Source organism: Nonomuraea indica (genome assembly GCF_002850745.1).
GTDB classification, from domain to species: Bacteria; Actinomycetota; Actinomycetes; order Streptosporangiales; family Streptosporangiaceae; genus Nonomuraea; species Nonomuraea indica.
This window is the reverse complement of sequence record NZ_KZ559473.1, coordinates 299,150-322,061: the sequence shown is the minus strand read 5'-3', so window position 1 is coordinate 322,061 and position 22,912 is coordinate 299,150. Positions and strand designations below refer to the sequence as shown.

The 22,912-nt window shown below is 72.5% G+C and carries 18 protein-coding genes; 10 read left to right on the top strand and 8 right to left on the bottom strand.

The features are described from left to right. Nucleotides 1-2 precede the first annotated feature (2 nt). Genes CXR44_RS22065 through CXR44_RS22045 form a run of 5 tightly spaced genes read left to right on the top strand, consistent with a single transcriptional unit; the run spans nucleotide 3 to nucleotide 5,869 of the window. Nucleotides 3-1,229, top strand: coding sequence for a sugar ABC transporter permease (locus tag CXR44_RS22065; RefSeq protein WP_101788068.1), 1,227 nt, complete (start codon nucleotides 3-5; stop codon nucleotides 1,227-1,229). Continuing rightward, nucleotides 1,229-2,713 carry an FGGY-family carbohydrate kinase gene (locus tag CXR44_RS22060; RefSeq protein WP_101787977.1) on the top strand — a complete coding sequence of 495 codons (1,485 nt, stop codon included), beginning with the start codon at nucleotides 1,229-1,231 and terminating at the stop codon, nucleotides 2,711-2,713. The genes CXR44_RS22065 and CXR44_RS22060 overlap by 1 nt, the downstream gene beginning before the upstream one ends. Further along, nucleotides 2,710-4,242 (top strand): FGGY-family carbohydrate kinase, encoded by a 1,533-nt coding sequence (locus tag CXR44_RS22055; protein ID WP_101787976.1) that lies wholly within the window; start codon nucleotides 2,710-2,712, stop codon nucleotides 4,240-4,242. The genes CXR44_RS22060 and CXR44_RS22055 overlap by 4 nt, the downstream gene beginning before the upstream one ends. Further along, nucleotides 4,239-4,853, top strand: a complete 615-nt coding sequence (locus CXR44_RS22050) for a histidine phosphatase family protein (protein ID WP_101787975.1) — start codon at nucleotides 4,239-4,241, stop codon at nucleotides 4,851-4,853. The genes CXR44_RS22055 and CXR44_RS22050 overlap by 4 nt, the downstream gene beginning before the upstream one ends. Further along, nucleotides 4,850-5,869 (top strand): 2-hydroxyacid dehydrogenase, encoded by a 1,020-nt coding sequence (locus CXR44_RS22045; RefSeq protein ID WP_180903633.1) that lies wholly within the window; start codon nucleotides 4,850-4,852, stop codon nucleotides 5,867-5,869. The genes CXR44_RS22050 and CXR44_RS22045 overlap by 4 nt, the downstream gene beginning before the upstream one ends. Before the next feature lie 17 nt (nucleotides 5,870-5,886). Here CXR44_RS22045 and CXR44_RS22040 read toward each other — a convergent pair whose 3' ends face one another. From CXR44_RS22040 to CXR44_RS22030, 3 genes are read right to left on the bottom strand one after another with little or no spacing between them, the layout of a single operon-like run. Beyond that, nucleotides 5,887-6,741 carry a carbohydrate ABC transporter permease gene (locus tag CXR44_RS22040; protein ID WP_101787973.1) on the bottom strand — a complete coding sequence of 285 codons (855 nt, stop codon included), beginning with the start codon at nucleotides 6,739-6,741 and terminating at the stop codon, nucleotides 5,887-5,889. Then, entirely contained in the window at nucleotides 6,738-7,619 is an 882-nt protein-coding gene (locus CXR44_RS22035; RefSeq protein WP_425437447.1) for a carbohydrate ABC transporter permease, read from the bottom strand. The genes CXR44_RS22040 and CXR44_RS22035 overlap by 4 nt, the downstream gene beginning before the upstream one ends. 56 nt (nucleotides 7,620-7,675) lie before the next feature. Further along, complete coding sequence (locus CXR44_RS22030) at nucleotides 7,676-8,968, bottom strand: ABC transporter substrate-binding protein (RefSeq protein ID WP_101788067.1); 1,293 nt, start codon at nucleotides 8,966-8,968, stop codon at nucleotides 7,676-7,678. Between the two features lie 188 nt (nucleotides 8,969-9,156). Between CXR44_RS22030 and CXR44_RS22025 the strand changes: the two genes are divergently transcribed. Further along, nucleotides 9,157-11,019, top strand: a complete 1,863-nt coding sequence (locus tag CXR44_RS22025) for an ABC transporter ATP-binding protein (protein WP_101787971.1) — start codon at nucleotides 9,157-9,159, stop codon at nucleotides 11,017-11,019. Between the two features lie 210 nt (nucleotides 11,020-11,229). Here CXR44_RS22025 and CXR44_RS22020 read toward each other — a convergent pair whose 3' ends face one another. After that, on the bottom strand, nucleotides 11,230-12,615 hold the full coding sequence (locus tag CXR44_RS22020) for a penicillin-binding transpeptidase domain-containing protein (protein WP_245899312.1): 1,386 nt from the start codon (nucleotides 12,613-12,615) through the stop codon (nucleotides 11,230-11,232). A gap of 59 nt (nucleotides 12,616-12,674) precedes the next feature. Then, a complete protein-coding gene (locus CXR44_RS22015; RefSeq protein WP_101787969.1) occupies nucleotides 12,675-13,046 on the bottom strand; it encodes a MerR family transcriptional regulator in 372 nt (123 codons plus the stop codon). A gap of 70 nt (nucleotides 13,047-13,116) precedes the next feature. Between CXR44_RS22015 and CXR44_RS22010 the strand changes: the two genes are divergently transcribed. Then, on the top strand, nucleotides 13,117-14,040 hold the full coding sequence (locus CXR44_RS22010) for an aldo/keto reductase (RefSeq protein WP_101787968.1): 924 nt from the start codon (nucleotides 13,117-13,119) through the stop codon (nucleotides 14,038-14,040). Nucleotides 14,041-14,049: 9 nt separating this feature from the next. On the opposite strand, the gene CXR44_RS22005 is transcribed toward CXR44_RS22010, so the two are convergent. After that, nucleotides 14,050-14,688, bottom strand: coding sequence for a TetR/AcrR family transcriptional regulator (locus tag CXR44_RS22005; RefSeq protein WP_101787967.1), 639 nt, complete (start codon nucleotides 14,686-14,688; stop codon nucleotides 14,050-14,052). A gap of 90 nt (nucleotides 14,689-14,778) precedes the next feature. Here CXR44_RS22005 and CXR44_RS22000 point away from each other — a divergent pair, with 90 nt between their 5' ends. Then, on the top strand, nucleotides 14,779-16,092 hold the full coding sequence (locus tag CXR44_RS22000) for a GH1 family beta-glucosidase (protein ID WP_101787966.1): 1,314 nt from the start codon (nucleotides 14,779-14,781) through the stop codon (nucleotides 16,090-16,092). 62 nt (nucleotides 16,093-16,154) lie between these two features. Here the strand turns inward: CXR44_RS22000 and CXR44_RS21995 are convergent, their stop codons facing one another. Continuing rightward, complete coding sequence (locus CXR44_RS21995; RefSeq protein WP_101787965.1) at nucleotides 16,155-17,051, bottom strand: coiled-coil domain-containing protein; 897 nt, start codon at nucleotides 17,049-17,051, stop codon at nucleotides 16,155-16,157. A 198-nt stretch (nucleotides 17,052-17,249) separates the two neighbouring features. Here CXR44_RS21995 and CXR44_RS21990 point away from each other — a divergent pair, with 198 nt between their 5' ends. Both CXR44_RS21990 and CXR44_RS21985 read left to right on the top strand, forming a co-directional pair. Then, nucleotides 17,250-20,276 carry a M14 family metallopeptidase gene (locus CXR44_RS21990; RefSeq protein WP_101787964.1) on the top strand — a complete coding sequence of 1,009 codons (3,027 nt, stop codon included), beginning with the start codon at nucleotides 17,250-17,252 and terminating at the stop codon, nucleotides 20,274-20,276. Nucleotides 20,277-20,423: 147 nt separating this feature from the next. Then, nucleotides 20,424-21,857: an aldehyde dehydrogenase gene (locus CXR44_RS21985; protein ID WP_101787963.1), complete on the top strand. Its 1,434-nt coding sequence runs from the start codon at nucleotides 20,424-20,426 to the stop codon at nucleotides 21,855-21,857. 257 nt (nucleotides 21,858-22,114) lie between these two features. On the opposite strand, the gene CXR44_RS21980 is transcribed toward CXR44_RS21985, so the two are convergent. Beyond that, complete coding sequence (locus tag CXR44_RS21980; protein ID WP_245899311.1) at nucleotides 22,115-22,894, bottom strand: alpha/beta hydrolase; 780 nt, start codon at nucleotides 22,892-22,894, stop codon at nucleotides 22,115-22,117. Nucleotides 22,895-22,912: the final 18 nt, after the last annotated feature.

Sequence of the window (22,912 nt, the reverse complement as noted above, 5' to 3'; positions counted from 1 at the left end):
CCATGGTCACCACCGACCGTCAGGACGAGCGGCTGCAGTCCCGCGTCGGCGTGCGCGGCGCGATCACCGACGTGATCGAGCGCGCCCGCGGCGGCGACCTCGGCGTGATCCCCGTCGCGGTCGGTCTCGTCGTCATCTGGAGCGTGCTGCAGGCGCTCAACCCGGTCTTCCTGTCCAGCGCCAACCTGGTGAACCTCACCCTGGAGTCGGCCGCGGTCGGCATCATCGCGCTCGGCATCGTGTGCGTGCTGCTCGTCGCGCAGATCGACCTGTCCGTGGGGTCGGTCAGCGGCCTGTCCGGGGCGGTGCTTGGCGTGCTGTTCGTGCTGCAGGGCCTGCCGATCTGGGTGGCCATCACCGCCGCCGTCGTCATGGGCGCGGTGATCGGCTGGCTGTACGCGCAGCTGTTCAACCGGTTCGGCGTGCCCAGCTTCGTCATCACGCTCGCCGGGCTGCTCGCCTTCCTGGGACTGCAGCTCTACGTGCTGCGCACCCGCGGCTCGATCAACCTGCCGTTCGACTCCGGTCTGGTGCACTTCGCGCAGCTCGCCTTCGTGCCGGCGTGGCTGTCGTACACGCTCGCGGTGCTCGCCGCGGCCGGACTGTTCGCCAGCGGGTACGTCCACGCGCGGGAGCGCCGCAAGGCGGGGCTGTCGGCCAACAGCGTGACCATGCTGGCCGTGCGCAGCGCGGCGCTGCTGGCCGTGCTGGTGTTCGTGGTCTGGTACCTCGGCCGGACACGCGGCGTGGGCTGGATGTTCGTGCTGTTCGTCGGCCTGGTGCTGGTCATGCACTACCTGCTGTCGCGCACCAGGTGGGGCCGGTCCGTCTACGCCGTCGGCGGCAACGTCGAGGCGGCACGGCGGGCGGGCATCAACGTCAAGGCCGTCTACACCTCCGTCTTCGTGCTCTGCTCCACCTTCGCCGCCGTGGGCGGCATCCTGGCCGCCGCCCGGCTGGCCGCGGTCAACCAGAGCAGCGGCGGCGGCGACGTCAACCTCAACGCCATCGCGGCCGCGGTGATCGGCGGGACGAGCCTGTTCGGCGGGCGCGGCACGGCGTTCAGCGCGCTGCTCGGCATCATCGTCATCCAGTCCATCTCCAGCGGCCTGACCCTGCTCAACCTCGACTCCTCCATCCGGTTCGTCGTCACGGGCGTGGTGCTGCTCCTCGCCGTGGTCGTCGACTCGGTCGCGCGCAAGTCGCGCACCTCCCACGGGCGGGCCTGATGGCGGCCATCTGCGTCGACGCCGGCACCACGATGATCAAGGCGGTCGGCTACGACGAGACGGGGGCGGAGATCGCGCTCGCCCGGCACGAGACCGGCGTGTCCAGGCCCGCGCCCGGCCACGCCGAGCAGGACATGGCCGCGGTCTGGGACGCGGTCGCCCGCACCGTGCGCGACGTCGCCGCCCGGGTCGGCCCCGCCGACTTCGTCGCGGTCACCGCCCAGGGCGACGGCGTCTGGCTGGTCGACGGGGCCGGCGAGCCCACCGGCCCGGCCATCCTGTGGAACGACGGCCGGGCCGCCGCCACGGTCGACGCCTGGCACCGCTCCGGCCTGGCCGAGCAGGCCTTCCGCGTCAACGGCTCGGCCGCCGCGTCCGGGCTGCCGCACGCGATCCTCACCTGGCTGAAGGAGCACGACCCCGGCCGGCTCGACCGCTCCGCCGCCGCGCTGACCTGCGGAGGCTGGATCTTCTCCCGGCTCACCGGCGAGATCGCCGCCGACGAGTCCGACGCCTCTGCCCCGTTCATGGACCTGCGCGCCCGCGCGTACTCGCCGGACCTGCTCGCCCTGTTCGGCCTCGACTGGGCGGCGCGGCTGCTGCCGGAGCCGCGCGGCGACGCCCGCCGCCTCGCCCCGCTCACCCCGGACGCCGCCGCCGCGCTCGGCCTGCCGGCCGGCACCCCGGTCGTGCTGGCCCCGTACGACATCGTCTCGACGGCGATCGGCGCCGGTGCCGTCCGGCCCGGCCAGGCGTGCGGCATCCTGGGCACGACCCTGTGCACCGAGACGCTCGTCGCCGAGCCGGACCTCGACGGCGACCCGGTGGGCATCACGATCGCGGCGCCCGGCGGCTACCTGCGGGCCTTCCCCACCTTCGCCGGCGTCGAGGTGGTCCAGTGGGCCTGCCGCCTGCTCGGCCTGGCCGGTCCCGAGGCGCTGGGCGAGCTGGCCGCCTCGGCCCCGCCGGGCGCGGCCGGGCTGGCGTTCCAGCCGTACTTCTCCCCGGCCGGCGAGCGGGCGCCGTTCTCCGACCCGCTCGCCCGCGGCGCCTTCCTCGGCATGTCGTTCGAGCACGGCCGCGAGCACGTCGCCCGCGCCGTCCTCGAAGGGCTCACGCTCGTCATCCAGGACTGCCTGGCCGCCTTCGCCGTGCCCCCGCGCGAGCTGCGGGCGTGCGGCGGCGGCTCGGCCAGCGAGCTGTGGGTGCGGATGATCGCCGACGTTACCGGCCTGCCCGTGCTCCGCTCGGCCGACGCCGAGGTGGGCGCGCGGGGCGCCCACCTGGTGGGCCTGGTGGCCACGGGCGCCGCGGCCGACCTCGCGGCCGCCGCCGGCAAGTACGTCCGGCTGCGCGACGCCGTGCACCCCGAGCCCGGCCCGTACCGGACGGCCTATGACGACTTCCTGGCCCTGCGCGAGACCACCGCGCGGACCTGGCCGCTGCTCGCCGGGATGCGCGAGCGCGCCGGGAGCCGGCCATGAGCGTGTGGATCGGCGTCGACCTCGGCACGCAGAGCGTCCGGGCGACGGCCGTCGCCGACGACGGCCGGGTGCTGGGCGCGGCGGGGCGGCCGCTGACCAGCCGCCGCGACGGGCCACGGCACGAGCAGGACCCCGAGCAGTGGTGGCGCGAGCTGGCCGCCGCCACCCGCGAGGCGCTGCGCGACGTGCCGCCCGGCCGGATCGGCGGGGTGGCCGTGGACGCCACCTCGGGCACGATCCTGCTCGCCGACCGCGACGGGCGCCCGCTCACACCGGGCCTGATGTACGACGACCGGCGCGCCGCCGACCAGGTCGAGCGGGTCAACGCCGCCGGGGCTGCGGTGTGGGAGGCGCTCGGCTACCGGCGGATGCAGGCCACCTGGGCGCTGCCCAAGCTGCTGTGGCTGTTGCGGGACGCGCCGGAGGGGGCGCGGCTCGCCCACCAGAGCGACTTCGTCAACCGGCGGCTGGTCGGCCGGGAGGTGGCGACCGACCTGAGCAACGCGCTCAAGACCGGCGTGGACCTGATCCACGAGCGCTGGCCCGACGAGGTGCTCGACACGCTCGGCGTTCCCGCCGCGCTGCTGCCCGCCGTGGTGCGGCCGGGCAGCGTACTCGGCGAGGTCTGCGCCGAGGCGGCCGCCGCCACCGGCATCCCGGCGGGCACCCCCGTGGTCGCCGGGACCACCGACGGCTGCGCAGCGCAGCTCGGCGCGGGCGCGCTCACCCCCGGGAGCTGGAACTCCGTCCTGGGCACGACTCTCGTCCTCAAGGGCGTCACCCGCACGCTCGTCCACGACCCCCTCGGCGTCGTCTACTCGCACAAGGCCCCGGACGGCTCGTGGCTGCCGGGCGGCGCGTCCAGCACGGGCGCCGGCGTGCTGGCGCGCGACCTGCCCGGCCGCGACCTCGACGCGCTCGGCCGGCTGGCCGCCGAGCGGTTCGGCGAGCGGTCCGGCGGGCGGCCGGGCGGGGGGCGCGCGCCGTCCGCCACCATCTACCCGCTGGTGTCGCGCGGCGAGCGGTTCCCGTTCGCCGCGCCCGACGCGGAGGGCTTCACCCTCGGCGGGGTGGACGACGACGTGGACCGCTACGCCGCGATCCTGCGCGGCGCCGCGTACGTCGAGCGGCTCTGCTTCGACTACCTCGACCTGCTCGGCGCGCCCGCGGACGGCGAGGTCATCCTCACCGGCGGCGCGACCCGCAGCGCGTACTGGAACCGGCTGCGCGCCGGCGTCCTCGGCCGGCCGGTCACGCTGCGCGAGAACGCCGAACCCGCCCTCGGCATGGCGCTGCTCGCGGCGGTCGGCGCCGCCGCACGCGACGCGGGACCCGGCCGGACCCGCGAGGCGAGCCGCGAGATCACGGCGCGGATGGTCCGCACCCGCGAGGTCGTCGAGCCCGGCGGCGGCGACCTGACCGAGCACTACCTGCGTTTCGTCGGCGAGCTGGAGGACCGTGGCTGGCTGCCCGGACCCGCCGCCGCCCACGCCCGCGCCCGCTCCTCCCTCGAAAGGACCGCCCCATGACCCGGCTCGTGCTCGCCCGCCACGGCGAGACCGTCTGGCACGCCGAGAACCGCTACGCCGGGCTCAGCGACATCGAGCTGACCCCCGCCGGGCACGCCCAGGCCCGGCAGCTCGCGGTCTGGGCCGCCTCCGCCGGGCTGTCCGCCGTCTGGGCGTCCACGCTGAGCCGGGCCCAGATCACCGCCGCGGCCGCCGCCAAGGCCGCTGACGTGCCGCTGCGGGTGGACGAGCGCCTGCGCGAGCTGGACTTCGGCCAGGGCGACGGGCTCACCGCCGCCGAGATGCGCGAGCACTTCCCCGAGGCGCGCGCCGCCTTCGAGGCCGACCCGGCCGCCCACCCACTGCCCGGCGGGGAGGACCCGTACGAGGCGGCCGCCCGTTTCACGGCCGCCCTGGACGACATCCGCGACGCCCATCCCGGCGAGCGGGTGCTCGTCGTCGCCCACACGACCGCGATCAGGCTCGCCCTGTGCCGGCTCATCGGCGTGCCGCTGGGCTCGTACCGGCGGTTGTTCCCGCGCCTGGACAACTGCGCCCTCACCGAGCTGCGCCTGCGCGACGGCGAGGTCGCGGTCCTTCAGTTCAACAGCCCGATGGGAGCCGTCTCTTGACCGTGCACGTACTGGCCGCCGGAGATCACTTCGTGCGGAACCGCCTGCTCATCGACGCGTTGCGCGAGGAGGCGCCGGGCGAGCTGGACATCCGCGAGCTGACGCTGCCGTGGCCGGTGGTGCCGTTCGGGCCCGTCGGCGAGGTGAACGAGGCGTCGGACGTGGAGGACGAGCTGATCGAGGCGCTGCGCGGGGTGGAGATCTGCGTCACGCAGATGGCGCCGCTGACGCGGCGCGTCCTGGAGGCGTCGCCGGACCTGCGGCTCTTCTGCGTCAGCCGCGGCGGCCCCGTCAACGCCAACCTGGAGGCCGCCACCGACGCCGGGGTCGCGGTCACGTTCGCCCCCGGCCGCAACGCGGTCGCCACGGCCGAGCACACGGTCGCCATGCTGCTCGCCGCCACCCGCCGCATCCCGCAGACCCACGCCGACCTGGCCGGCGGCGTGTGGCGCGGCGACTACTACAGGTATGACATGGTCGGCCCCGAGCTGGAGGGCGGCACGGTCGGCCTGGTCGGCTACGGCGCGATCGGCCGGCGGGTGGCCCGCATGCTGGCGGGGTTCGGGGCGGAGGTGCTGGTCTTCGACCCGTACGTCGAGACGCCCGGCTCCGTCGAGCTGGACGAGCTGCTGTCGCGGTCCGGGTTCGTGTCCCTGCACGCCCGCGCCACGCCCGAGACCGCCGGGATGATCGGCGCCGCCCAGCTGGCGCTGATGCCGCGCGGCTCGGTCCTGGTCAACTGCGCGAGAGGGGCGCTGCTGGACTACGACGCGCTGTGCGACGCGCTCGACTCCGGCCACCTGTTCGGCGCCGCGCTGGACGTCTTCCCGGAGGAGCCCATCCCCCCGGGGTCGCGCCTGCTGACGACGCCGAACCTGGTGATGACGCCACACCTGGCCGGGGCCAGCAAGGAGACGGCGGTCAAGGCGGCGCGGATCGTCGCGGCGGACGTGGCCCGCTACCTGCGCGGCGAGCCGCTCGCCCACTGCGCCAACCCCGCTCCGGCCAACCGCTGACCCCGACCCTGCTACGGCTACCCCTTCAGCGCGCCCGCCATCAGGCCGCGCATGAAGAAGCGGCCCAGCAGCACGTAGATGAGCATCGTCGGGACCGACGCCAGGATGGCCGCCGCCATCTGCTGGCTGTAGGGCGTGGCCTGGGCCCCGGCGATGTTGTTCAGCATCACGGTGGCGGGCCAGCTCTGCGGGCCGGTCAGGAAGACGGCGAACAGGAAGTCGTTCCACAGCGACGTGAACTGCCAGATGATCACCACGGCGATCGCCGGCCCCGAGATCGGCAGCACCACCGACCAGTAGGTGCGCAGCATGCCCGCGCCGTCCACCCGTGACGCCTCGATCAGCTCGCCGGGGATGGTGACGTAGTAGTTGCGGAAGATCAGCGTGCAGATCGGGATGCCGTAGACCACGTGCGCCAGCACCAGGCCGGGAACGGCGCCGTAGAACTGCAGCCCGGTCAGCTCGTTCAGCCCCACCAGCAGCTGCACCAGCGGGATCATCACGCCCTGGTACGGGATGAACATGCCGAACAGGAACAACGTGAAGATCACGTCGGCGCCCGGGAAGCGCCATTTCGACAGCACGTACCCGTTCATGGAGCCGAGCGCGCACGACAGCAGCGAGCCGGGCACCGCGAGCAGCACGCTGTTCCACAGGCCGGGCGCCAGCTTCTCCCAGGCCACCCGCCACGCCTCGACGGTCCAGGTGCCCGGCAGGTTCCACGCTTGGCCGGGGTCGGCCTCGGTGAGCGGCTTGAAGCTGGTGACCAGCAGGACGTAGATCGGGACCAGGAAGACGACCACGAACACCAGCAGCACGCCGATCCGCGCCCCGGTGGCCACCCCGCGGCGTCCGGCGGCGACCGCCGTCATGACCGCCTCTCCTTGCGCACGGACCAGATCAGGTACGGGATGACGAAGACCGCCACGCTGAGCACGATGTACGAGGCGATGGTGGCGCCCTTGGCCGGGTCGTGGGAGTCGAACACCGCCACCCACATGAACACCGCGGGCACGTCGGTGATGATCTGCTTGCCCGACACCGCGACGATCAGGTCGAACACCTTCAGCGAGATGTGCCCCAGGATGATCAGCGCCGAGAGCGTCACCGGCCGCAGCAGGGGCAGCACCACGTGCCGGTAGACGCCCCACTCGGTGCAGCCGTCCACCCGCGCGGCCTCACGCAGCTCCTCGGGCACCCCCCGGAAGCCCGCCAGGAAAAGTGCCATGACATATCCGGACATCTGCCAGATGGCGGGGAGGGCCATGGCGGCCATCCCCCAGTCCGGGTCACGGAACCACTGCCACTGCGGCAGCCCGATCGCGTCGAACAGCCGGTTGAACCCGACCGCCCGCTCCTCCATCCCCGAGTTCATCAGCCACCGCCACACGATGCCGGTCGCGACGAACGAGATGGCCATCGGGAAGAGATAGATGGCCCGGAACGTGCCCTCGCCCCTGATCCCCTTCTCCATGAGGAAGGCGAGGAACCAGCCGAGCACCAGCGCGCCCAGCACGAAGACGATCGTGAACATGATCGCGTGGTTGACTGATATGTGCCATCTGGGCTGATCCCAGAGGCCGATGAAGTTCTCCAGGCCGACGAACCTGCCCTCGGACACCTCGTCGTGCTTGTCGGTCATGGCCAGCCGGAAGTTCCAGCCCAGCATGCCGTACACGAACACGCCGATCGCCACGATCGACGGGGCGACGAGGAGCAGGCCGGGCAGCCAGGTGCGTACCCGCCTCACGAGCATTTCCTCCAAGCGGGCGCGGCAGGCGCGGCCGGGCGCCTGCCGCGCCCCGGTCACTGGGCGTGGGCCTGCGCGGCGTCGGCCAGCGCCTTCTGCAGCGCGGGCACGTCCTTCGTGCCGATGAACAGGCCGACGGCCTCGTTGATGGCCGCCAGCCACGGCTGGTTCACGGCCACGCCGTGCTGGATGGAGCCGGCGAGCTTGTCGCCCGACCAGTCCTTCAGCGCGTCGGCCAGGTAGTCGGTGTAGAGCGACCGGTCGGCGTCCTTGCGGGCCGGGATGGAGCCCTTCTTCGGGTTGAAGGCGTCCTGGCCCTCCTTGCTCGCCGCGACCTTGAGCCAGGCGAGCGCGCCGTCGCGGTTCTTGGCGCCCTTGGGCAGGGTGAAGCTGTCGGACAACCACAGGTAGGTGCCCTCGGTGCCGGGCGCGGGCGCCCAGTCGAAGTCGGTCTTCGACTGCTTGCCGAGGCCGCCCTCCGGCGGGTTGTGGAAGTAGCCGTACGCCCAGTCGCCCATGACGTTGAAGGCGGCCTCGCCGTCGGCGACCTGCTTGGCCGCCGGCTGCCAGTCGTCCTGCGGGTCGCCCGCGTACGACAGGATCGTCTTGAACTGCTCCAGCGCCCTGGTCACCTGCGGGCTGTTCCAGTCGGCGCCCGGCTTGAACAGCGCGTTGTAGGCGTCGGTGCCGAGCGAGCCGAGCAGGACGCTCTCCAGCAGGTGGGTGACGGTCCACTCCGAGCCGACGGACAGCGGGATCCTGCCCTTGGCCTTGACCTTCTCCAGCGCCGCGACGAACTCCTCCAGCGTCTTCGGGGCGCCCGCGACCCCGGCCTCCTTCAGCACCGCGGGGTTGAACCACAGGACGTTGGACCGGTGGATGTTCACCGGCACCGAGTAGATCTTGCCCTCCACGCTGATCTGCTCGATGAGCTGGGCCGGGAGGACCTCCCTGAGCTTCAGCTCGTCGTAGAGGGAGTTGAGCTCCTCCAGGTCGCCCGCCTTGATGTAGCCCTGCAGCTCGGCGCCGGCGTGCCCCTGGAAGGTGTCGGGCGGGGTGCCGGCCTGCAGCTTCGACTGCAACAGCGCCTTGGCCTTGTCACCGGAGCCGCCGGCCACCGCCGCGTCGAAGAACGTGTAGGACGGGTTGCGCTCCTCGAAGATCTTGCGCATCGCCTGCAGACCGTCGGCCTCACCCGGTCCCGTCCACCAGGAGAACACCTCGACCTGCTTCTTCGCGTCACCGCCGCCCTGGGTGGGCTGCGCCGCCCGGTCGCCGCCTCCGCAGGCCGACAGCCCCAGCACACCCGCCATCACGGCCGCCGCGACGGCCGTCCAGCGTGATCGCACCTTCAACCGCATCGCACACCATCCCTTCGTGAACCCCCGAAGTGGTGATTTTGACAACGTTGTCAGTACGGCCATCAACCCACTTGCCACTCCTCACCGTCAAGGCATGCGGCGATAACAGCTCCGCAAACTCAGCCTCACCTGATCTGGAGGAGGAATCGCCGGCCCGGCCGGGAACACTCAAAGGCATGGCCGACGAGCCCCTCGAAATCGGTGAGATCTCCCTGTCCGACTGGCACGCCCACATGGGCACCATGACCGAGGCGGGCTTCCTGAGCATCGCCCGGCGGCTGCCCTCCCTGGTGCGCCAGGCCCTGACCCTCGCGTGGCGGGCCAGCCCGCGCGACACGGCGGCGACCATCGTCCTCAACCTCCTGGGCGGCGTCTTCACGGCGTTCGGGCTGCTGGCCACCACAGGCGTCCTGACAGCGCTGTTCCAGGACGGGCCGACCCCCGACCGGGTGCGGGCGGCCCTGCCGAGTCTCGTCCTGGTCGCCGCCGCGGCGGCGCTCGGCACCGCCGTGCAGGCCGGAGCCGGGTGGGCGCAGTCCCGCCTGGAGCCCCAGATCACCCGCCAGGCCGAGGAGCGCCTCTACGGTCTGACGAGCCGGGTCGATCTGGTCGCCTACGACGACCCCGAGTTCCACGACTCGCTCCAGCGGGCCCGGATCCGAGGCGTCTCCATGGCCGACTCCGTGGTCAGCTCCGCCGTCGACGTGGTGACCGCCCTCGTCGGCATCGCGGCCGTGGCCGGGGTGCTCGGCGTGCTCCACCCCGCCCTGCTGCCGCTGCTCCTGCTCGCCGTGCTGCCCGACGCCTGGGCCGCCGTGCGCAGCGCACGGATGCGCTACGGCACGCTGAACTCCCTCATCCCGGCCATGCGCCGCAAGTGGATCATCGCCGACCTCCTGGCCGACCGCGATCCGGCGGCGGAGGTGCGCGCCTTCACCATGCGCGGCTTCCTGCTGCGCATGTACGACGCGGTGGCGCGGGCCGAACAGGACGTCATGCTCCGGCTGGCCAGGCGTCAGACGGTCGCCCGGCTCGTCGGCGAGGCGCTGGGCGGGCTCGGCAGCGCCGTCGTCTACGTGGCGCTCGGCATCCTGCTCGCGATCGGCGCGATCCCGCTCGCCGTCGCGGGCACCGCCGTGCTCGCCATCCGGTCCGGCCAGTCGTCGCTGGCCAACCTGCTGCACTCCACCAACCGCCTCTACGAGGACGGCCTCTACTTCACCGACTTCCTCGACTTCTGCTCCGACGCCGAACGCCGCCTGGCCGCCCCGCGCCCCGCCTCCCCGCCCGAGCGCTTCGAGCGGATCAGCGTGGTCGACGCCGCCTTCACCTACCCCGGCGCCGACGGGCCCGCGCTGCGCGGCGTGTCCATGGAGATCAAGCGCGGCGAGGTGATCGCCTTCGTCGGCGAGAACGGCTCGGGCAAGACCACCCTCGCCAAGATCCTGGCCGGCCTCTACGAGCCCGACAGCGGCAGCGTCCTGTGGGACGACGTCGACCTGCGCGAGGTCTCCCCCGAGGCGATCCGCGAGCGCACCGCCGTCATCGCCCAGGACCACACCCGCTGGCCGCTCACCGCCCGCTACAACATCACGATGGGCACCGGCAAGGGCGAGCCTGCCCTGCACGCGGCGGCGTCCGTCGCCGGGGCGCACGAGGTGATCGCCGAGCTGCCGCACGGCTACCGCACCCTGCTCGACCGCCGCTTCAAGGACGGCCACGAGCTGTCGGGCGGCCAGTGGCAGCGCATCGCCGTGGCCCGCGGCTTCCACCGCGACGCCGACCTGCTGATCTGCGACGAGCCCACGGCCGCCCTCGACGCGCGGGCCGAGCACGCCCTCTTCGAACGCATCCGCGGCCACTCCGACGGGCGCACGGTGTTGCTCATCACCCACCGCCTGGCCAGCGTCCGCTATGCCGACCGCATCTACGTGCTCGACCACGGCAAGATCATCGAGGAGGGCGACCACGCCACCCTGATGTCCCTCAACGGCCTCTACGCCGAGCTCTACACCCTCCAGTCCTCCGCCTACCGCTGACCCGCCCCCGTACGAGCGACCCACCCCGTACGGGAACCCACCCCCGTACGGAACCCGTCCCCGTACGGAACTCGCCTCCGTAAGGGGACCCACCCCCGTACGGGGACCCACCCCCGTACGGAACCCGCCTCCGTGAGGCGACCCACCCCCGTACGGGGACCCGTCTCCGTACGGGGACCCGCTTGCGCGCCCGCCGTCCCGGCGCCGGGTTCACGACAGGGCGGCCTGGAGGATGGCGCGGGCGATGGGGGCGGCCCGGGCGGGACCCTGTTCGAGCACGACCCCCACCGCCACCTCCGGCGCCGTCGCCGGGGCGAAGGCGGTCACGACGGTCGGGCTCGACTTGGCGGCCACCTCCACCCCCTCCAGGGCGAGGCCGGGGCGGGTGGCGGTGGCCATGAGCACGGTGAGCTGCCCGGCCAGCGCGGGCGGCACGGCGGTCCGATAGGGCGCGGGACCGGCGCGGTCGATGATCGACCCGTCCGGCAGGCGCACCTCCTGCACGAGGTACGGCCGCATCGCCACACCCCCGTTGGCCACGGCCGCCGAGAGCATGGCGATCATCAAAGGGGTGGCCCGGTCGTGCAGCCCGGCGGCCGACAGGGCGGTGCCCGTCCGGTCGAGCCCGGCCGGGAAGGTGCTGGCCGCCACGCGCAGCGGCACGGCCAGGTCGGTCGCGTTGAACCCGAACGCCTCCGCCTGGTCGCGCAGCAGGTCCTGGCCGAGCTGCGCCCCGAGGGCGGCGAAGGCGGCGCCGCAGGACAGCCGGAAGGCGTGCGCCAGCGTGGGGCGGCCGTTCCCGCAGGGCCGCTCGCCCGGTCCGGCCGGTGATCCGTCCGGGCGGCTCGGCGGCGGCGCCACCTGCCCCGCGCCGGCGGAGATCGGCGAGGCGATCGTGTACTCCCCGGAGGCGAGCGCGGCGGCGGTCGTGACGACCTCGAACGCCGGGCCCGGCGGGTAGGTGCCGTGCAGTGCCCGGTTGAGCAGGGGACGCGCCGGATCGCCGCGCAACGCCCGGTCGGCCGCCTCCACGGCGGCCGCGTCCTGCGCGGTGTAGCCGGCCGGATCGTAGGACGGGTAGCTGGCCAGGGCGAGGATCGCGCCCGTCGCCGGGTCGATCGCCACCGCGGCGCCCGGCCGGCCGGCGCGGGCGAGGCCCTGGTAGGCGGCCCACTGGACGCGGTGCCTGATGGTGAGCCGCACGTCGGCGCCCGCGGGCGGGCCGTCCCCGACCAGCGCCCGCATCCTGATCTTCGGGTCGGTGCCGGACAGCACGGCCTGCGCGGCCCGCTCGACGCCGGTGGCCCGGCGCAGCGAGAAGTGCCCCGTCACGGGCGCGTACGTCCGGCCGCCGGTGTAGACGCGGCGGTGCCGGTACGGCCCCGTGCCCGTCTCGGCGCTGGTGGCGAGGACCCGGCCGTCGTAGGTGAGGATGTCGCCGCGCGGATGGGCGTACCTGGCGAGCAGGGCGCGCTCGTTGCGGTGGTCGGCGACCAGGTCACGCCGGCCGAACGCCTGCAGGTGGGTGAGGTGGGCCAGCAGCGCGAACAGCAGCACCGCGCACGTCACGGAGACGCGGCGCAGCGGGATGTTCATCCGTCTCGTCCCGGGCCCGGCCATGCGTCCTGACTAACAACCGAACCCCCAAGGCGGGGCTACAGGACGCTGCGGTAGTAGGAGATCTTGTTGTGGATCCCGCGCTGCCGTGCCGTGAGGTTGGCGATCTGGCTCTGGACGCGGCGGTCGTGCTCCTCCAGCAGCCTGATGCGGTCGGGGATCGTGTGGTCGCCCGCGCGCACCAGCTCGGCGAAGCGGAGCATCTGGGCGATCGGCATGCCGGTGTCGCGGAGGCAGCGGACCAGCCCCAGCCAGCTCAGGTCGCTGTCGCTGAACCTGCGCTGCCCGGCGGCGTTGCGCTCGACGGGCTCCAGCAGGCCGATCTTCTCGTAGTAACGCAGGGTGTCGAGGGTGAAGCCGGTCTCCTCGACGACCTCGGCGGGTGTGTACACGCTCACGGGTCCGAGCATCCCACCTGGAGCGGGCTCCAGGTCAACCCTCTTGACCTGGAGTTCACTCCAGCGACCACAGTGGTCCTCCATGAACATCGCACTCGGCACCATTCCCTTCGGCACCACCGTCAGCGAGCGGGACTCCTTCGCGATCCTCGACCGCTTCCACGAGGCGGGCGGCACGATGCTGGACACCTCCAACAACTACCCGTTCTGGATCGAGGGCTGCTCCGGCGACGAGAGCGAGCTGACCATCGGCGCCTGGCTGGCCGCGCGTGGCCACCGCGACGCCATGGTGGTCGGCACGAAGACGGGCGCCCGGCCCACGGTCCCCGGCGACAGGACACTCGGATCGGCCGAGGGGCTGTCCGCCGCCGCCGTCGCCCGCGCCGCCGAGGACAGCCTGCGGCGGCTGCGCACCGACCGGATCGACGTGTACTGGGCGCACGTCGAGGACCGTTCCGTGCCCCTGGAGGAGACCCTGGGCGCCTTCGACGCGCTCGTCCGGGAGGGCAAGGTCAGGAGCGTGGGCGCCAGCAACGTGCCCACCTGGCGGCTGGAGCGCGCCCGCGCCGTCTCCGCCGCGCGCGGCTGGGCGCCCTACACCCACGTCCAGCTCCGGCACAGCTACCTGCGCCCGCGCCCGTTCACCCGGCTCGCCGAGTCGGGGCACGTGATCGCCTCGGACGAGATGCTCGACTACGTCCGCAGCGAGCCGGACGTGACGCTGTGGGCGTACAACACGCTGATGGCGGGCCGTTACACGCGCGCGGACCGTCCGCTGCCGGAGTCCTACGAGCACCCGGGCACGACGCGGCGGCTGGCCGTGCTGCGGGAGGTGGCGGCGGAGCTGGGGGTGACGGCGAACCAGGTGGTGCTGGCCTGGATCCTGGCCGACGGGCACGTGCCGATCGTCGGCGTGTCGAGCCTGGAGCAGCTCGACGAGGCCATCGCGGCGACGGAGGTCAAGCTGGACGACGAGCTGCGCGCGCGGCTCGACGCGGCCTGCTGAGGCCGGGGGTCACGGCAGGTGGCCGGCGAGGTAGCGGCGGACCAGGAGCTTGCACTCGGCGATCATGGCCGGGTCGCCCTCGGGGTCCGTGCGGAAGGCCAGCTTCAGCACCGCGTCGGTGGCCTCCACCGCCACCAGCAGCGCCCGGTCGAGGCCCGGGCCCGCGGGGGCGTCCAGCAGGCCCAGCGTGAGCGCCCGCAGCCGGTCGGCCACGACCGCGTTGTTCTCCAGGGCGGCGTCGAGCATCCGGTTGGTGCCTTCGAGCGCGGGCCCGCCGGGCGTGGGCAGCACCTCGCCGAAGTCGACCACCGCGAAGCCGGGGACGCTGCGCTTCATCGCGACGAACTCGTCGACGGCCAGCTCGACGAGGTCGGTCCAGTGGCCCGGGTCGGCCGCGGCGATCCGCTCGGTCACCCGCTGCAGGAACGCGTCGAGGTTGCGCAGCGCCAGGGCGCGCACCAGCCCCTGCTTGTCGGAGAAGAACTGGTAGAAGGTGCCGATCGGCACCTCCGCCCGGCGCGCCACCTCCTTCGTGGTCAGCGCCTCGTACCCGACCTCGTCGAGAAGCCGGGCGCACTCGTCGAGCATCCGCTCGACGCGTTCGACGCTGCGGCGTTGAGCCGGGCGGCGCCGCAAGGTACTGGTCATGTCACCATCCTGGCCTATTACCGATGCGTAAAGACCGCTCCGATCCCGTCAGATAACATGAGCACTACTCATAGTCAGTGAGGAGATGCGATGTTCCTGTGGGGCACGGCCACGGCCGCCTACCAGATCGAGGGCGCCGCCGGCGAGGACGGCCGGGGGCCGTCCGTCTGGGACACCTTCGCGCACGAACCCGGCCGCGTCCGCGACGGGCACACCGGCGACGTGGCGTGCGACCACTACCACCGGTGGCGCGAGGACGTCGCGCTCCTGGCCGGCCTGGGCGCCGGCGCCTACCGGTTCTCGATCTCCTGGCCGCGCGTCCTGCCCGAGGGCGCCGGCGCGCCGAACCCCAAGGGGCTCGACTTCTACGACCGGCTGGTGGACGGGCTGCTGGCCGCGGGCGTCACGCCGGTGCCCACGCTGTTCCACTGGGACCTGCCGCAGGCGCTGCAGGACCGCGGCGGCTGGCTGAACCGCGACGTCGCCGGCTGGTTCGCCGACTACGCGGCGGTCGTCGCCGAGCGGCTCGCCGACCGGGTGCGCATGTGGATCACGCTGAACGAGCCGTTCGTCCACATGGCCTTCGGGTACGGCATGGGCGTCCACGCGCCGGGACAGGCGCTGCTGCTCGACGCGCTGCCGGTGGCCCACCACCAGCTCCTCGGCCACGGCCTGGCCGTGCGGGCGCTGCGCGCGGCGGGGGCCGCAGAAGTCCTGCTCACCAACAACTGCACGCCCGTCCGACCCGCCTCCGACGCCCCGCGGGACGTGGCCGCCGCCGACGCCTACGACGTCCTGCACAACAGGCTGTTCGCCGACCCGGTGCTCCTCGGCCGCTATCCCGACCTGTCGGCCTACGGCATCGACGCGCCGGACGACGCGCTGGGCGTCCGCGACGGCGACCTGGCCGTGATCTCCGCCCCGCTGGACGGCCTCGGCGTCAACTACTACAACCCGACGCGCATCGCCGCGCCCGCCGAACCCGGCCTGCCCTTCGCCGACGTCGGCATCACCGGTCACCCCACCACCGCCTTCGGCTGGCCGGTCGTCCCCGACGGCCTGCGCGAGCTGCTCACCGGCCTGCGTGACCGCTACGGCGCGGCCCTCCCGCCGATCTACGTCACCGAGAACGGCTGTTCCCAGCCGGACGAGCTCACCCCGGAGGGGGTGGTGGACGACCAGGAGCGGATCGCGTTCCTGCGCGACCACATCGCCGCCGTGGACCGGGCCCGCGCCGAGGGCGTGGACGTGCGCGGCTACTTCGTCTGGTCGCTGCTGGACAACTTCGAGTGGGCCGAGGGCTACCACCAGCGCTTCGGGCTCGTCCACGTGGACTTCGCCACCCAGCGGCGCACGCCGAAGGCGTCCTACCACTGGTTCAGGGACTTCCTGGCCGCACGCTGAGCGCCCCGCACCTCGCACGCGCACGGACGACCCGCACATGCACGAGCCTGACGGGCCGGAGCCTAGAACACCGACACGTGGACGTGGTCGTAGTGGTTGGCGGTGGGGCCTCCGCGGTCGGACATGGGGTCCCACCCGCCACCGGAGCGGATGTCGTAGTAGCGCTGCTTCCAGATGATGTACATCACGCCGAGCCGTGACCCGTTCTGGATCAGCCACGCCGCCAGCGCGTCGCCCCGCGCGGCGTCGGCGCCACCGGCCACCGTGCCGCCGCTGGAGATCATGAAGTCGCAGGCGCGGCCCTTGCCGTGCTCGCCGGGGTCGCCGCGGCGCAGGCAGCCGACGCCGTGGGGCATGGGGAAGTTCTGCATGACCGCGGCGCGGACCGAGATCATGCGCTGGGTGAGGCCCTCGGCGCCGCCGGGCTGCTGGAAGCCGTACTTGGCGAGCAGCCGCTCCATCTCGCGGCGCTTGCCCTGGAGGGTCCTGACCTCCTGCTCCATCTTCTTGATCTTGTCGTTGGCGGCGAGCTTGGCCTGCCTGGCGTCCTGGATCATCTTCTCGACGCGCTTGACCTTGTGGACGCGCTCCTCGGCCATGTGGCCGAGGTTCGCCGCCTGGCCCAGCAGCGCGTGCGGCTCGACCTTGAGGGAGAAGAGCTGCATGCCGTCGATCGGGCCGGCGATGTAGGTGGTCTGCGCGATGGTGCGGACCTCGGCCTTGGCGGCGTCGAGCCGCTTCTGCAGGCCGTCGGAGTTGTCCAGGGCGCGCTTGGCCTGGATGCGCAGCTCCTCCAGGCTCTGGATCTGGCCGCGGTAGAGCTCGTTGAGCCGGGCCGCGTCCCGGGTGAGCTTGCGCAGCTGGGCGGGGCTGGGGTCGGCGGAGGCCGCCGGCGGCGACGGGAGCACGAACAGCCCGACAAGGAGGACGACAAAAAGGGCGAAACGACCCGTTTTCACGTCCGCCCTCCCCTCATAGACGGTCCGCAACTATAGAAGATGATCTTGATAGCTGTCATCCGAACAGGGCAACCCGTACGTCCTGCGACCAATATCACGATTTCTCGCGACATAAGGTCCAGATAAAGATTGGGCCTTGCCACGGCCGGAGCGCCGGTTTGAGATGGCGACGAACTCGTCTCTGCGAAGGGGCAGACCGTGTCGCGAACCTCAGCCCTCGCCCTCGCCGTCGTCCTCGGCCTGGGCACGTCCCTCGTAGCCGTGGAAGCCCAGGCGGTGACCGACCCGCCGGCGCCGGCCGACCGGATCGAGCTCTACGAGCTCGACGCCTCGCCGGGCACCGCCCACACTCTCAGGGAGAAGGGGTACGACGTCGTCCAGCAGGAGGTCAGATCCGGCAAGGAGCACGTCGAGCTGACCGCGGTCGGGGCCGAGCTGGAAGGACTGCGCAAGCTCGGGCTCAGGCCCGAGCCCGTACGCAACACCCGCGGCCAGACCCAGCTGGAGGCCGCCCGGACGCAGGCCGCCGGCGGCTACACCGTCTGGAAGTCCTACTCCGAGCCCGGCGGCATCGCCGACCAGCTCAAGGCCATCGCCGCCGCGAACAAGGACGTCGTCAAGCTCCAGTCCATCGGCAAGTCGCTGAAGGGCCAGGACATCCTGGCCGTCAAGGTCAGCACGCTGGCCAGGGCACTGCCCGACGGCATCAAGCCGGCCACGCTCTTCTCGGCCACCCAGCACGCCCGCGAGTGGATCGCCACCGAGGTGGACATGCGGCTGCTGAAGCATGTGGTGGCCAACAAGGCGTCGCTGCGGGACCTGCTCACCAGGACCGAGCTGTGGTTCGTGCCGGTGGCCAACCCCGACGGCTACGACTTCACCTTCACCGAGGGCAACCGCCTGTGGCGCAAGAACCTGCGCGACAACAACGGCGACGGGAAGATCACCACCGGCGACGGCGTGGACCCCAACCGCAACTTCCCCACGAACTTCCACTACGACGAGGAGGGCTCCTCCTCCATCCCCAGCAGCGAGACCTACCGCGGCACCGGCCCGGCCAGCGAGCCGGAGACCAGGGCCATGGACGGGCTGCTCCGGCGCGTCGGGTTCGAGATGCAGCTGAACTACCACTCCTACGGGCCGCTGCTGCTCTACCCGGTCGGCGTGCAGATCGCCACGGAGACCGCCGACAACCCGATCTACGAGGCTCTCTCCGGCACCGACGACCGGCCCGCCGTGCCCGGCTTCGACCCCGACCTCGGCGCCGAGCTGTACACGACCAACGGCGACACCAACGACCAGGCGCACTACGCCTACGGCACGCTGTCGTGGACGCCGGAGCTGAACGAGGGCTGCGACGGCTGCGGCTTCGTCTTCCCCGATGACGAGGCCTTGGTGCAGGCCGAGTTCGAGAAGAACCTCCCGTTCGCCCTCGACGTCGCCCGGTCCGCGGCCGACCCGGTCGAGCCGGTCAGCCACCTGGGCAACAGGACGCCGGACTTCGTGCTCGACCCGTTCGAGGTCAGCCACGGCAGGGACCAGGTGGTGCAGGTCAACGCCAAGCGCAAGCTCGGCCCCGTGCTGCTCCACTACCAGGTCAACGGCGGCCGTACCAAGGTCGCGCGGACCGGCGAGTGGAAGGGCGGCGAGCGTTACGGCAAGGGCTACAACCGCTACTACCACTGGATGCGCGGCACGATCACCGGCACCGGACCGGGTGACAGCGTCAAGGTGTGGTTCACCGCATCGGGCAGGCGCAGCGCCGATTTCACCTACAAGGTCGCCGACGACATCGGCGGCAAGGTGCTCGTGCTGGCCGCCGAGGACGTGACCGGCATCAGCCCGGTCCAGGGCGGCACCGAGGCCAAGTACGCGGCCGAGTACGTCAGGGCGCTCGGCGAGACCGGCTACACCTCAGACGTGTACGACATGGACAAGATGGGACGTAAGGCACCGCACCCGCTCGGCGTCCTCAGCCACTACAAGGCCGTGGTCTGGGAGACGGGCGACGACATCATCCCGAGGAGCACCGGCCAGGTGGGCGGCACCGTGGCCAAGGCCGGCGTCGACACCGAGCTGGCCGTGCGCGACTACCTCAACGAGGGCGGCAAGCTGCTGCACGCCGGCAAGTACGCCTCCTTCGCGCAGAACGCCAACGGGGCGTACTACTACCAGCCCGACCAGCCCGCGCGGCCGGAGTGCACCGAGCCTGCCGACCCGCCGTGCATCCCGGTGTTCAACGACTTCCAGCAGTACTACCTGGGCGCCTACGTCCACTTCGACGACGCGGGCACCGACCACGGCACCGGGCAGCCGTTCGCGCTGAAGGGCGTGGGCGGCCGCTTCGACGGCTTCGCCGGCACGCTCGCGCCCTCGCACACCAACTCGTTCGTGGCCACCTCGGCGATCCTGCCCCCGCAGCGGTTCCCGCGGTTCGCCGCCTCGGCTCCGGTCAAGTGGGTACGGCCGGGCGGCCCGTTCGACCCGCACACCGGTGCCTGGGACGTCTACAGCGGCATCGCCGACGTCTCGTGGAAGCGGCTGACCAAGACCGTCGACCTGACGGGCAGGAGCGGCGGCGACCTGTCGTTCTGGACCTCGTACGACACCGAGGCCGAGTGGGACTTCCTCGCCGTGGAAGCCCGCACGGCCGGCCAGGACGACTGGACCATGCTCCCCGACGCCAACGGTCACACCTCGCAGGAGACCGGGAGCAGTTGCGGCCCGCCGAGCGGCGGGGCGGGCTGGCGGGTCATCCACCCGTTCACCCAGCGCTACCAGGGGCCGGCCTGCGAGCCCACCGGCACCTCCGGCGCTTGGCACGCCGCCTCGGGCAACTCCGCCGGCTGGCAGCAGTGGAAGATCGACCTGACCCCGTACGCGGGCAAGCGGGTCGAGCTGTCGATCTCGTACATCAGCGACTGGAGCACCCAGGGCGCGGGCGTCTTCCTCGACGACTTCACGCTCACGCTGGACGGCGCCACGGCCGAGCAGACGTCGTTCGAGTCCGACCTCGGTGGCTGGACGGTCTCGGGCCCGCCCGAGGGCACCTCTCCTTCGATCAACAACTGGTCCCGCACGGACCAGGTCTTCGAGGAGGGCGGCGGCGTCACCACCGAGGACACCGTCTACCTGGGCTTCGGCGTGGAGAGCCTGACCACGCAGGCCATGCGGACCGACGTGGTGCTGCGCTCGATGCGCCACCTGATCGGAGACCCGCGCTGACCTTCTGATCCCGCTCTCCCGATCGGGCGGTGCGGAGGGGCACGGCACCCGCCGTGCCCCTCTTGCGCGCGTGCACAGAACATGGTTCGGTCGCCTTGAGGCTGTACGGAAGCAAGCAAGCATTCGGTCAAGCAGGAGGCTCACGACATGCGCCAGCACGACACGCTGTACATCGGGGGCGAATGGGTGGCCCCGGCCGGCACCGGAACCATCGACGTCGTCTCCCCGCACACCGAGCAGGTCGTGGGCCGCGTGCCCGACGGCACGGCCGCCGACATGGACCGGGCCGTGGCCGCGGCGCGCGAGGCGTTCGACCGCGGGCCCTGGCCGCGCATGACGTTCGCCGAACGCGCGGCGGTGATCGGCCGGCTGGCCGAACTCTACGCGGCCCGGCAGGAGGAGATGGCCGCGCTCATCACCGAGGAGATGGGCTCCCCCATCACCTTCTCCCAGCTCGCCCAGGCGCCGCAGCCGCTCGGCATGCTGCAGTACTACGCCGAGCTGGGCAAGACGTTCCAGCAGGAGGAGCAGCGGCCCGGCCTGTTCGGGCCGACGACCGTGCGCCGCGAGCCGGTCGGCGTCGTGGCGGCCATCGTGCCGTGGAACGTCCCCCAGTTCGTCGCGATGACCAAGATCGCACCCGCGCTGCTGGCCGGCTGCGCGATCGTGCTCAAGCCCGCCCCCGAGACACCGCTCGACGCGTACCTGCTGGCCGAGATGGCGCAGGAGGCCGGCATCCCGGCCGGCGTGCTCAACATCGTGCCCGCGGGCCGCGAGGCGGGCGAGCATCTGGTGTCCCACCCGGGCGTGGACAAGGTGGCCTTCACCGGCTCGACCGCCGCCGGCCGGCGCATCGCCGCCATCTGCGGCGAGCAGCTCAAGCGGGTCAGCCTGGAGCTGGGCGGCAAGTCCGCGGCCATCGTCCTCGACGACGCCGACCTGGCCTCCAGCATGGGCATGCTGGCCCTCGCCTCCCTCATGAACAACGGCCAGGCCTGCGTCGCGCAGACCCGCATCCTCGCCTCCCGCAACCGCTACGACGAGGTGGTGGAGGCCGTCGCCGCCATGGTCACCTCCCAGCCCGTCGGCGACCCGGCCGACCCCGGGACCGGCATCGGCCCGCTGGTCGCCCGGCGGCAGCAGGAGCGCGTCGAGGGCTACATCAGGATCGGCATGGAGGAGGGCGCCAAGGTCGTCGTGGGCGGACTCGACCGGCCGTACGAGCAGGGCTGGTACGTCGCCCCCACCGTCTTCGCCGGGGTCTCCAACGACATGCGCATCGCCCGCGAGGAGATCTTCGGGCCGGTGCTCGCCGTGATCCCGTACGACGACGAGGCCGACGCCGTCCGCATCGCCAACGACAGCGACTACGGCCTGGCCGGCACCGTCTGGACGGCCGACGCCGACCACGGCATGGAGGTGGCCCGGCAGGTGCGCGCCGGCACCTACGGGGTCAACTGCTTCATGCTGGAGTCCAACGCGCCGTTCGGCGGCTACAAGGCCAGCGGCATCGGGCGCGAGCTCGGGCCCGAGGGGCTCAACGGCTACCTGGAGTACAAGTCGATCGCCCGGCTGGGCTGACCGGACCGGACCGAGTCGGGCGGGTCCGCCTGGGCGGGGCTCCGGCGACGCCGCCGGAGCCCGCCCGCCGCGGATGGCACCCAGCGCGCCCCCGCAACGCTAGGTGCCACCCCAGCGACCCTCCCGCAGGAGGGCCACTGTGAGCGACGATTCCGCTACGAGAAGTATGTCCTACGGCAACCACCTGCGGCGGTTCCCTTCCCCAAGGACTTCTCCCGGCGGATTTCTTCCATCCGCCCTAGGTAGACGCATTTCACTCAGGAAAGGTTCGATGTGATCCACTTTCCGATGCGGTGGATGAGGTCGGGGGTGGCCGCGGTCTCCGCGTGACCGTACCCGGGCTCGACCCACAGCTCCTTGGGCTCGCGGGCGCCCGCGTAGAGCTGGTGCGCGTGCTCCAGCGGGAAGAAGGCGTCACGGTCGCCGTGCACGACGAGCAACGGCGCCGGCGAGACGAGCCCGGCGGCTTCGCGCGGCGGCATCGGGACCGGGTCCCACCGGCCGCGGGCGATCCGGGTGCGCTTGGCCATCCGGGCCGCCAGCCGCCCGACCGGCTGCTCGATGGCCCAGTGCACCTGGCGCATCGGCTTGGTGCCCCGGTAGTACCAGCGGGCCGGGCCGCTCACCGCCACGACCGCGTCGACGCCCCGGTGCAGCGCCGCGTGCCGCACGACGACCGCCGCGCCCATCGAGAACCCGACCAGCGCGATCCTGGAGTAGCCGACCACCCGCGCGTGCCTGACGGCCGCGGCCACGTCGAGGATCTCCAGGTCGCCCACGGTGGACTCGCCGCCCGACCGGCCGTGCCCCCGGAAGTCGAACGCCACCACCCCGCCGTAACGGCTCAGCACGTGCACGATCCGCCGCGCCGTCCGTTCGCGCCACGATCCCGTGAACCCGTGCGCCACCACGATCCCCGTGCCGCCGGCGCCGGGACCACCGTCAGGGCCGGGATGCGCAGGCGGGGTGTGCGCGGCGTCGATGCGCACGCCGTCGTCGGTACGGAGCATGACGGGAAAACTGGACGCGAACGGCATACCCCGAGCCTACGGTCG